Source organism: Bacillus sp. 22-7, from assembly GCF_010628845.1.
Lineage (GTDB): Bacteria > Bacillota > Bacilli > Bacillales > Cytobacillaceae > Cytobacillus > Cytobacillus firmus_B.
Genome location: NZ_NJQY01000002.1, coordinates 118,895 through 130,562, shown reverse-complemented (window position 1 = coordinate 130,562; position 11,668 = coordinate 118,895). Strand labels below are relative to the sequence as shown.

Here is an 11,668-nt window from a genome sequence, read left to right as displayed (position 1 = left end):
GATTAACTACCATTTCCCTCGGTCTCCGCTCTTTTTGGTCGTTATTCCTCCTGATTAACGACCATTTCCCTCGGTCTCCACTCTTTTTGGTCGCTAATCCCCCGGATTAACTTCCCATCTCTCGTCCCCTGCTACTTTTCCTGGTTAGCCCCCTATTCCCGATTAACCAACCACACTTCTAATTCAAGAAAAACTCCATCACACCAGCTATTCTCTTCTTAAACGCCGTATAATTATGCCCCGCCCCCTCAACGATCCGAAGCTCAACCTCAGATCCGCTGCTTTTTAATTTTTCATAAACAGCTTTGTTAGACTCCAAAAATAATTCACTTATCTTGCTATTTTCCCCCGCCTCTGCAGTGCCGCAATCCAGATATATTTTCCCTGATGAAGGTGTGCTGGCTGCCAGTTTTTCTATTTCCTCCTGATTCCGGTAAAAAGCAGATGACATCCCTGCGATTCTTTTAAAAACGTCAGGATATTTGCAGCCGGCATAAACAGAGAGGAGTCCGCCCAAAGAGATGCCTGCCATATAATTTTCGCCAGTCATAGTTTTATATTTTCCATCAATTAATGGCTTCAGCTCATTCACGATAAAGTCAGCATAATCACTCCCCTTGCCGCCTGAGCCGCTTTTGTACCCTAACAGCAGCTCGCTGAAATCTCCATGTTTCCATGGACAATATTCATTAATCCGTTCTTCGCCTTCTATATTTTGGTCAATCGCCGCCACGATCAAATCTGATTTGAGTTGATCCAGATGTTTATGCAGATCCAGGGACACTCCGCCAATTGCTTCTTCACCACCAAAAGCATTTTGCCCGTCATGCATGTATAGTACTGGATAGCGTTTATGGCTGCTGTAATAATCCTCAGGCAGATAAATCCGGACCTTTCTTTCCTGATTAAAAATCGACACAGTTAACACTTCAAGCATGGCTGCCACCTCATTCTCATTGTTCTAATAGTGCATTCAAAACAAAATTCTCTCTTCTTATCCATCCATTTGCCCCATCCAGTTTAGCTGCCGCCTCATTCCTGGCAATCGCTTCTTCAATAGCACCCACTCCGGGGAAAATTCCTGTGTGATCTCATAGCCTTCAAGCTGCTGGCACAGTTGCTGATGACCACTAATTTACAAAGGGAGTAATGAGAATTCAGTTGAAACAGCACGGTATCAACAAACTCATCAATTTTCCGTTCAACAACCGTACCCAGTTTGTTCTTCACAGCTGCATGTATGTATCCCGTTTCTTCTGACACTTCGCGTAATAGCGCCTCATAGCAATCTTCATTCCCTATAACACCGCCTCCCGGGAATTTATAATCACCACGATTCGAACGCACCAGCAAACTCCCATTCTCACCCAAAATAACGGCTCTACAGCTTCCCTCGTTATCACAGAATGATAGTTTAAACCTTCTTCTTCAAACACTTTAGTAAATTTCATTTCTGTACCTCACTTGTAAAATATTTTACAATGGTCCCAGGAAAAAAGCTCCAAAAAAATAAGACTGCTGATCATTCTCAGCAGTCTTATTTCCATTAATTTTTTAGCGCTTCATATTGCTTCAGTATTTCACGTGCGAGTTCGCTTGATTCTTCAAGTCCGCATACTTCTTTCAGTACATATGCCACTCCGCTTTCCTGAATCATGTCCTGCAGCTTAACCGCTTCATCATCTTTCCTGTTATCAAACAATAGGGCTGCAGCAATGGCTTTTGCCAGGTTTGTGAAGGATAGGCCTGCCTTCTGAGCCTGCAGTGCCGGGCGGACCAGTCTGTCTTCAGGTCCAAGCTTCCTTATTGGTGAACGGCCGACTCGCGTGACACCGTCATTCAGGCGTGCATTCTCAAAACGGCCGATAATTTTATCGATATATTTCTGATGCTCGTCCGGATTCAGATCATAGCGATCTATTAAATAAGCACCTGTTTCGCCCAGTGTTGCCTGCACCTGCTTGTATATGTCCCCGTCAGCAAGTGTCTCATCGATGGTTTCTTTCTCCGCAAGGTAACCAAAGTACGCAATAACCGCATGTCCTGTGTTAACCGTGAACAGCTTTCTTTCGATAAACGGCGCAAGCTCCGGAACAATCTTCATTCCCTCAATATGCGGAATATCTTCAGTGGTTTCGACAACCCATTCATGGTACGGTTCAACCAATACATCGAGTGATCCCTGATTGTTCTGAATTGGAACAATCCGGTCTACAGCGGAGTTTAAGAAAGATACATTTTGAAGATTAATACCGCTCTCCAGATTCTCCAAAATATAACCCTTTAATAAGTCAGTTGCTGAGATCTGATTTTCACATGCGATGACATAAAGCTCTTCTGTGATCCCTGCTTCTGCTCTGGCAGCCAGGCCTTTCGCCATTAACGGCGCAATCCGCGGAAGGATGTTTGGCCCAATGGCTGTTGTTAAGAAATCAGCCTGTTTAATAGCCTCAATCACTTCAGCCTCCTGCGTCAAATTATTCAATCCTGACACATTTTCAATGGTCAAGCTTTCCGGTTCATCTGCAGCCAGTATCACTTTATATTGTTTTTCTTCGTTTAATTGATTGATAATTCCTTCAGCAATATCGACAAATGTCACATGGTAGCCTGACTGTGAAAACAATGCTCCGATAAATCCTCTTCCTATGTTTCCTGCTCCAAAATGCACTGCCTGTTTCATCGAATCATTCCTTTACCGGTTTATTTTAAAATGAGATTGGAGGTATTCTGTAAAAATCGATTCCAGCTTCTTGAAGATCATCTCTTCGTTTGCGGAAGAAAATAGTAAAATCGCTTCCTCTGTCTCAATGATATTCGTGCTGATTAAGCTTAATATTTCCTGCTCTCTTCTGCTTAGCTCATCTGGCGCCAGCATAAGCAGGAGGTTTTTCATTGCCACTTCTTTTCCGTCCATCCCCTTTACCAGGCAAGGATCAGGCAGGTGGGCAATTTGAAAAATAAGCTTACGGACGTTTTGACTGCGCGTGTGAAAGAGTGCCATATTTGTTTCAGGAATGCCAAGGCCGCCTTTTTGTTCCCGCTCCCTTAATGATTGAAGCACATCTTCAGGATTTGTCAGCAGCTGCTCTCCTTCTGCATTCGCCAGCATTTTTGCGAGAATCTGCTCCTGGCTTGCTTCCCCATCCATCCGGTAAAACCGGAAGTTTTGAATCAGAGACTGGATGCTCTCCTGAATATCACTAATTTCCTCAAGCATGGAGCCTAAAGAGACTTGCTGCTGGTGACCGCCATCAGTCAATTCCTGATAAGGCTTCCCTTTTGTAAAGCTTTCAATGTTGTTCTTCAGGTAGTTTTTTATCGTAAGTATGTTTTCTTCACTTAAGAGCGGGTTCACCAATATATACTCTGCATGTATAAAAGGAAGTCTGACAGTAGAAAGGATTAAATCATATTCCTTCAGATCGGCACCCTCTGAAATTTCCTTAATCGACTTGATTTCGATGACATCAATTTCAGCCACCTCTTTTTTCAGCCTGCTTTTCAGCATTTTGGAGGTGCCGATGCCTGTAGGACAAATGAGCAGAGCCTTTATGGAAAGATGCTCTTCCTGCATCACAAGGGCCGAACCGAAATGAAGGACGATAAACGCAATCTCGTCATCGGAAAATTGATCAATATCCGTAAACTCCTCTTCAAGACTATTTTTCACAGCCATGAACAGAACCGGATACTTACGCTTGATTTCTTCTCGAAGCGGGTTATAAGACTCCATATTCTGCTTGATACGGTATAGAGATGGCTCCATATGGGCGAGCAGTCCCTGAAATAAGGAAAAATCCTTGTTCAAATCCACATGCAGCTGTTCCGAAACAGATTTAATCACGTTCCTGATCATTTGGGCGAGCACAATGCTGTCGTACGGAAAAGCCTCCGCCCCGCTCCATTTGGCGCCTTTAAGTATACGCGCAAGGTAAAGGATATCCCCCTCTGAAAACGCACAGTCAAATGTCTGTCCGAGCCTGCTTGTGACCTCCTGGATCAACCCATATTCAACCGTAACTTCTGTCTCCGGAAGATCCTTCCGTTCCACCGGGAACCCGCTGAGTGTCCTTTTTAGTGTTATGCACGCATGCAGCACAATCTCCAGATATCCGCTATCCGCAAACCGGGCAGGTGCGCCCTTAAATACAGTCTGAATGATGCTGTTAACATGGCGGAGATCATCTGCTTCAAAGTAATGCAGTATCCTGTCTTCCCCGAGCTTCCCTTTGTCCAGCAAAAATAATTTCTCAATTAATTCTTCATGAAAGTATTGAAGGAGAAAATGGGCAAGCGCTATTCTTTTATTTGCTTCCGTTCCGTGAAGTTCTACGCCGACCCCACGCTTTCTCGTCAAGCTCACCTGGAAACGGGATAGCCATTCAGCAAGTTCGTCCAGGTATGCTGTCAAAGTTGCCGTGCTGATGCCGAGGTACCCGGCAAGCACCTGAGTCTTATAAACGTCTTCCTCAAGAATGGCCAAAAGAAGGCGCAGCTTCTTTTCCTGAGGAAGCTCATCGATCGGTTCGCTGCTGGTCAAATGCTGGATCAGCCTGAAAATCTGCTCATTTTTCCCTTCAATGACAAGTCCCTGATTTACATTTCGGGTTAAGGTCAGTCCGAACTCACTGACAATTTTCTCAACTGCCTTTAAGTCCCTCTGGATTGTTCTTGCACTGACATTTAATGAAGAAGCAATCGACAATGCCGTGTGTTTGCCCGATGTTTTTATAATGAATTCAATAATGGCTTTTTCCCTCGATGTAATATACATGAGATCAGCTCATTTCTACAATTAGTGACATAAACACTGAATAGAAAAGCGCATAAGGACGCTTTTCTATTCGTAAAGTTATTTCTTTCCGATAATATCCATGATGGTCTCTACAGATTCAGCAGAAGCCAGTTTCTCGATATTATCCATGTCAGAACATGTTACCGCGATGCCTGATAGGATTTCAAGATGTGTGCCGTCTTTTCCTGCAATTCCGAAGATCAGACGGACCTTTTGACCATCAAAATCTACGCCATTTGGCACCTGGATAACAGTAAAGCCGGATTTGATGACAGCCTTTTTCGCCTCTTCCGTTCCATGAGGGATTGCTACATCATTCCCCATATAAGTCGATGTGATGTTATCACGTTCAATCATCGCTTCAATATAGCTCTCTTCCACATAGCCTGCATCCACAAGCACTCTCCCGGCAAAGCGGATTGCTTCATCCTTATCAGCAAACTCTTTGTTCAGGAAAATATTTTCCGGACGCAATAAATCGTCATCATGAGCCATTTCCTCATCCGCCATGTCAGGAACATTTTCTTCTGCTTCTTCAACGATTTCGTGCAGCTCCGAGTTAGCCGGGAACTGCAGTGCGTCAATCAGCTTGTCATATTCCGGACTTGATAGGAAATTATCAACCGATACATGGAAGGCGTTCGGCACTTTCTGGCGTGCCCTTGGTGTCAGTTCTTCCTGTGTAATGACGATCTGGGCATCTGCAGGAAGATTGGAGATCGCTGTATTCGTAACTGCAACGTCCATCCCTGCTTCCTTCACCTTTTTGCGCAGCAGTGATGCACCCATGGCACTTGAGCCCATTCCCGCATCACAGGCAAAATAAATTTTAGATACGTTATCAGGCATGGCAGCCTTTTCACCTTCTAATACGTTAGAAACAGAGCTTTTCTTGCCTTTCATTTCTTGCATCTTTTTCGCAGCTTCTTCAATATCTTCTTCACCCTGCTTGCCTGTTTTCATAATAAAGGCAGAGACTATGAATGAAACGGCTGCAGCCACAATCACACCTGCAAAGTTTGCAATATACGCACTTGCATGATGAGGTGTTACAGCGGTAATGGCAAGGATGCTTCCCGGTGATGAAGGAGCGAACAATCCGCCGCCTAAAAGAACCAGTGTGAACACACCGCTCATTCCGCCAAGGATAACCGCAACAATGAGCATAGGGCGCATTAAAATGTATGGGAAGTAAATTTCATGAATTCCGCCGAAGAAGTGAATGATTCCGGCACCTGGAGCAGATTTCTTTGCATTGCCTTTTCCAAAGAACATGTAAGCAAGCAAAACACCAAGACCAGGTCCAGGATTCGCTTCAAGCAGGAACAGGATGGATTGTCCTGTTTCTTTTACCTGCTCAACGCCGATTGGCGACAGAACACCGTGGTTAATGGCATTGTTCAGGAATAATACCTTTGCCGGTTCAATCAGGATGCTTGTAAGCGGAAGCAGCCCTGTGCCAATCAGCCAGTCCACACCTGCTACAAGCCAGCCTGTGAATTCATCAACTGCAGGCCCAATACCAAGGAACGCAAGGATGGCCAGAATGGCACCAAGAATTCCTGCTGAGAAGTTGTTCACGAGCATTTCAAAGCCTGCACGCACTCGGCCTTCAACCAATTGATCAAATTTCTTAATCACATAGCCCCCGAGAGGACCAATTACCATGGCGCCAAGGAACATTGGAATTTCTGCCCCGGCAATTACCCCCATTGTCGCGATGGCACCAACAACGGCACCGCGCTGATCATGAACAAGCTTACCTCCGGTGTATCCGATTAACAGCGGAAGCAAGTATGTCACCATTGGCCCTACCATTTTGGCAAGGCTTTCATTTGGAATGAAACCAGTAGGTATAAATAAAGCTGTAATAAGACCCCATGCTATAAAAGCTGAGATATTCGGCATCACCATGGAGCTCAGGAAGTTACCGAACTTCTGTACAGCAACTTTTAGATTAGATTGAGCCATTTACACTCATCCTTTCAAAATAAGTACTTTATTACTAATGGTAAAGTACATAACCGCCGGACTCAACAAAGGAGAAACCTAACTTTGTCGCATGACTGATGACAAAACTATAGTTTCTCCTATTCCAGATTGTAATCCCCGCTCTTTTCCTGCTTATTCACTTCAATGACCCTGGTTACCTGCACGGGCTTTCCGCCGGCCATTAAGGCCCCGTGATTGTTGGAATTAAGGGTTATGGTAATTTCATTTCTGCCTTCCTTCAGTTTGCCTAAATGATAATACTCTCCGTATAGGCGGCTGATTTTTTTGCCATTTATGTATAAGTGGGCATGTCCTTCGTTATAGCTTGGCTGCTTCTCGCCCACCTTCTCAGGGGCAAAGGTAAAATGAACGAGATCCAGCTTCAAAAGCCAGGTATCCGGACCGTCCGGGGATAAGGTTACATCTACAGACGGAATCTCATTTTTCTTCGGAATTTCCACATATCCATGTGCCATGTGACCCGCTGCGCCGGTCTGGTTATGAGGGTTTTGACTGGTGTAAAAATAAAAAAAGCCTAAGAAAATAACGATAAAACTGATAAAGCTTCTTACTTTTTTCATCATGCTTCCTTCTCCATCCTCTTAATCATAAACCCAATTATGACAAGCACTAATCCAATGGCTAAAAAGGCCAGATCATAAACTAAAGGGTTTTCTGCCAGTGGCCTGACACGGTGGACCTGGAGGATATGATGGTCCACAATTCCTTCGACAATATTAAAAGCGCCTCCCCCTATAAATATACCGCCAGTGAAGATCTTCCAGCTGGTGCCCAATTCATTTTTGCGGGCATCCTGAAAAATCTTCATCCCGCCCCAAAGCAGCTTCGCCGAAAATAATGCCGTAAACAGACCATCTGTAAAAATTTCGAGTTTGATATTTGGACTCAGTATCATATGATGCCATTGCAGCAGCTGATGAAATACGATGCCATCAATCGCCCCTACCAGACCAAGCCCGAGTATTAACCCGGCTATGAATAAATTTTTGTTTTCTTTTTTCATAAAAGCACCCTCCGAAAAACATTCATACTTCGATTAGTGCCCAAAATGGAGAGGAATTATTCTTATAGATCAAATTTACCCGCAATAAAAGGAAGAGGCATCTCCTCTTCCCAGTCTTATTCAATATATTTATAGCTGTTGAAATTATAAATCTGAACGTTAACCCTAATGTCAGTCAGAGAGTCTTCCTCCAAAAAAAATTTGCCTGCTCTTTTTAACTCTGCGAATTGCTCAGGATGCATGCGAAACCATTTTTCTCCGGCATTCAAGTAATCAATTTTGTTTTCGACCCCATCAAGATATAGAGATTTTAACTTTGATTTGACTTCCTCTTCAGCCAGGCTGGTTAATCTGCTTATTGGAAGATCCTGTACTTTTTCCAATAAATCAGCGCGAACGGATAAATCGATTGAAAATTTGGGGGTGGCGGAATCATCATCATACTTTATTTTCAGTTTTGGACTTTCCAGCTTAACTGCAGCAGCCAATTTACCCTCTTCTTCTACTCTTTCATCAATAGCAATATATTTTTCCAGCAGCCAATCAAGGAATAAAGAATCTTCAAATTCAAGCTCCTTCTTATACTCCCTGTTTTGAAAAACGGAATACCCGTCAAAATATAAAACCGGATAATCCTTTTCTGCTTTCCAGCTTGTTTTATTTATTTTTACAAAGGGCAGCCTTGATGAATTCATGGGTTCATAATAATCCCGCAGAAATTTCATTATTGTTACCGGCCTTATTTCATTTTGGGCAATCTCGTAAGTATCCTTTTTAAATAAAACGGTATAGACGGCAGGATAGTTAAACAAGGCATTTATATTAAAAACCTCTTCAATTTCTTCATCAGTTGTGACGACATGAAGTGTAGGACGTATGGAACGATTCTTCCCGACTTCCTCCACAACTTCCTTGAACTTGTGCTGAACGATCCTATTGGTAATGACAAGGGTTTTTATATGGCCGAAATATAGAGGAGGTTCGGACATTTTATAGAGATTCCTTACTGCTAAATTTAACGTTTCTCCTTTTGCTGAAGCCACAAAAATAGGGACTGGGTCTGCAGATTTTCCGCCTTCCTGCTTCGCGACATTTATAAAATTTAGTCCTTGGAGATAGACTGTATATTCTTTATTATCATCATCATAGTCCATACCAATCGATACAATATAAGTCAAATCCTGAATGTTTTTGATGCCGGAACAGCCTGAAAGCATGATACAGCATGCCGAAATAATCAGAATGATACTTCTGGCCATTACTTATCCCTCCTAGTCGGATCGTCAGGACTGGTGGATGTTGTACGTGATTTATAAAATTGAACAGGAAGCATCAGAAATGACTTTATGCTTTCTCTCCAGCTGATCGGAGCCAGAGAAGAAAGATAAGGAACTCCAAATGATGAGATTGTGGATAAATATAAGACAGTAAGAATATAACATACGATGACGCCAAATAAGCCTAAAAAAGTACTCATGATGATAACAAAAAACCTTACAATAGTAATGGCAGAACTAAGTGACTGACTCACAAGAGTAAAAGACGAAATATACGTAATCGCCGCCACTACCAGCATCGTTGGAGAGGTTAATCCCGCCCTTATAGCCGCATCACCGACAATTAAGCCCCCCAGTACTGCAACTGTCTGGCCAATGGCTCTCGGCAGTCGGACTCCTGCTTCATTAAATAGTTCAAACAAAAGGAGAATGATGAACATTTCAATTGGTGCACTCAAAGGCAGCCCAAATCTGGATACAGAAATGGTGGCAACGAGCAGGTAAGGAATCTGTTCTATATTAAATGCGGAAAAAGCGATCCATACCCCCGGAAGAAAACCCGATACCGTTATCCCGATCATCCTGATCATTCTTTCCATACTGACAAATGCATAATTCATGTAATAGTCTTCAGGCGATTTCGTCTGCAATAATAAGCTGATTGGTGCATATGTAACAGTGGGATTCCCATCCACCAAAATGGCAAATCGGCCCTGATTCAGTGCCTGCACAATAAAATCCGGGCGGCCGGTATAATCAAGACTGGGAAAAATCGAAAAAGGGCGATCTCTAATTAGAGAGTCGAGTTCATGGATGCTCGTCAAGATATCGAGTTCAACCTTTTCAAGCCTTTTATGAATTTCTTCCAAAACACGATTATCAATAATGTCTTCTATATACATAAGTGCCACTTTGGTTTTGCTCCGTTTTCCAAAGGTATATTTCTCGACACATAACGTACTGGTATTGAGCCTTCTGCGGATTAAAGATATATTGGTCTGTAAATCTTCAACAAATCCGTCCTTTGGACCTCTAATAGAAGTCTCAAGTGCAGATTCTTCCGGCTGGCGCTTCGGAATATTCGCTGCCTTAATACTAAGCAGGTCCTTATCAGCCACGAAAAGATAATTGCCCTCAAAAAGCAATTGCGATAAATCATTAATTGATTTTCCTGTTACCAGGTCAGCTTGAAATAATATCCTGAGCTTTTCTTTTACCGAACCGCTCTTCGCGGCTGCAATCATAGGTAAAATGTATTGATCCAAATATTGGGTATCGACCAGTGTATCAAAAAATAATATTTCAAACTCTTCATTCTCGGTAACATGTGATTTGCTCACAAAATCGCCGCTTTTGCTAAACTGCTGCTTTAACTCTTCTGTCTTTTGGCAGCCATTCTCATTATGGTGAGGATTGGATTTTAGAAGTTTTGTTTTTGCCATGTTTTTCAACCCTTTTCTTCAAAACTAATACAATCAACGCTGACAAAAGGATATAAGATAGGAAAAACACCATGCTGACGGGCAGATAATACTTATAAATAAACTGATAAAAAGTGTAAGTTTCTATCTTTATGCTGATTAAACCAACCAGGATGAGGTATAAAATAATGACTAATTTGGGGTTTAATCGATAATGTTTCTTTTTAGCGGAAAAAAATGTGCCTGCTAAATACATAAATAATCCGATTCTGATAAGTGCCCCGCTTAGCCACTGAAATAATGCGAGAAAGTCCAGATGAGAGATATACTCACCAATGCTTAAAACTCTCCATTGCTCATGGGCAGGGTAAAGGAATCTTGTTGCTTCCTCAGGTCCAAATTCCATGATTGCCGCTGTGAGCGGCCCCAAAGTCAGACCTGTTAAAAGAGTCAGAAGAAAAATTAAATGCTTCAACTTAAAGGATTTCTGTGAATAAGGCTGCAGTAAAAGAATAATATAAACCTCAAGTAATCCCGAAAGAGTATAGACAATCCCGATCATGATGGGTTCAAAACCATCTGCAAGGACTGGAAACAGCAGGCCGGGTTCCTTCAATCTTGTGTTGGTAATGGAAATAAATACACCAAATAGCATGACAAACGGCAGGAGCACCCCGCTTGAGATCGCCATATATTTCACACCGGCCTGTGTCATAATGAAGCAAACGATTATTAGCATGATGTTAATCAATAAAACAGAGGAATCTGCCAGGAAAAATGCATTTAACCAGATCACTAAGTCCCTGAACGTTATATAAGTGCTCGTAAGCAAAAAGACGATAACAGGAATAGACAGCAGAATGGACATCATTTTTCCAAGTCGCTTTCTCAGCATTGGGAAGAAACCATCATCTGTAGAATTTTTAAGTATGTAATAGATAAGACATATTAATATTACCGAGATCGGATAAGCTGCAATCACACTAAGCCAGCTGTCTCTGCCGGCAGCTGTCAATAAATTAGGGATCAATATTACATGGTTAAGCAAGCCTGTGGACAGGATCATTAATAACATTAGTTGTCTGGGTATCAGTACTTTAACTAAATTTTGCATAAATATCTCCAGCTATTTATTTTAATTAATATACTTACCAGA

10 protein-coding genes are annotated in these 11,668 nt (G+C 42.5%); all 10 read right to left on the bottom strand.

Features of this window, described 5'->3' with window-relative positions:
- Window positions 1-178 precede the first annotated feature (178 nt).
- Complete coding sequence (locus CE058_RS01375; protein WP_163139795.1) at window positions 179-937, bottom strand: alpha/beta hydrolase; 759 nt, start codon at window positions 935-937, stop codon at window positions 179-181.
- Between the two features lie 116 nt (window positions 938-1,053).
- The gene (locus CE058_RS01370; protein ID WP_483297527.1) at window positions 1,054-1,371 is read right to left on the bottom strand and encodes an NUDIX hydrolase; all 318 of its coding nucleotides are present in this window, start codon (window positions 1,369-1,371) and stop codon (window positions 1,054-1,056) included.
- Between the two features lie 175 nt (window positions 1,372-1,546).
- A complete protein-coding gene (locus tag CE058_RS01365; RefSeq protein ID WP_163139791.1) occupies window positions 1,547-2,683 on the bottom strand; it encodes a mannitol-1-phosphate 5-dehydrogenase in 1,137 nt (378 codons plus the stop codon).
- 12 nt (window positions 2,684-2,695) lie between these two features.
- A complete protein-coding gene (locus CE058_RS01360; protein WP_163139789.1) occupies window positions 2,696-4,777 on the bottom strand; it encodes a BglG family transcription antiterminator in 2,082 nt (693 codons plus the stop codon).
- Window positions 4,778-4,855: 78 nt separating this feature from the next.
- The gene (locus CE058_RS01355) at window positions 4,856-6,769 is read right to left on the bottom strand and encodes a PTS mannitol transporter subunit IICBA (RefSeq protein WP_048011586.1); all 1,914 of its coding nucleotides are present in this window, start codon (window positions 6,767-6,769) and stop codon (window positions 4,856-4,858) included.
- 119 nt (window positions 6,770-6,888) lie between these two features.
- Window positions 6,889-7,374, bottom strand: coding sequence for a hypothetical protein (locus tag CE058_RS01350; protein WP_163139787.1), 486 nt, complete (start codon window positions 7,372-7,374; stop codon window positions 6,889-6,891).
- On the bottom strand, window positions 7,371-7,814 hold the full coding sequence (locus CE058_RS01345; RefSeq protein ID WP_048011585.1) for a DUF2243 domain-containing protein: 444 nt from the start codon (window positions 7,812-7,814) through the stop codon (window positions 7,371-7,373). The genes CE058_RS01350 and CE058_RS01345 overlap by 4 nt, the downstream gene beginning before the upstream one ends.
- Window positions 7,815-7,930: 116 nt before the next feature.
- The gene (locus CE058_RS01340) at window positions 7,931-9,073 is read right to left on the bottom strand and encodes a Ger(x)C family spore germination protein (RefSeq protein WP_163139785.1); all 1,143 of its coding nucleotides are present in this window, start codon (window positions 9,071-9,073) and stop codon (window positions 7,931-7,933) included.
- Window positions 9,073-10,533: a spore germination protein gene (locus CE058_RS01335; protein WP_048011583.1), complete on the bottom strand. Its 1,461-nt coding sequence runs from the start codon at window positions 10,531-10,533 to the stop codon at window positions 9,073-9,075. Before CE058_RS01335 ends, CE058_RS01340 begins: the two co-directional genes overlap by 1 nt.
- Complete coding sequence (locus CE058_RS01330; protein WP_163139783.1) at window positions 10,493-11,626, bottom strand: GerAB/ArcD/ProY family transporter; 1,134 nt, start codon at window positions 11,624-11,626, stop codon at window positions 10,493-10,495. Before CE058_RS01330 ends, CE058_RS01335 begins: the two co-directional genes overlap by 41 nt.
- Between the last annotated feature and the right edge of the window lie 42 nt (window positions 11,627-11,668).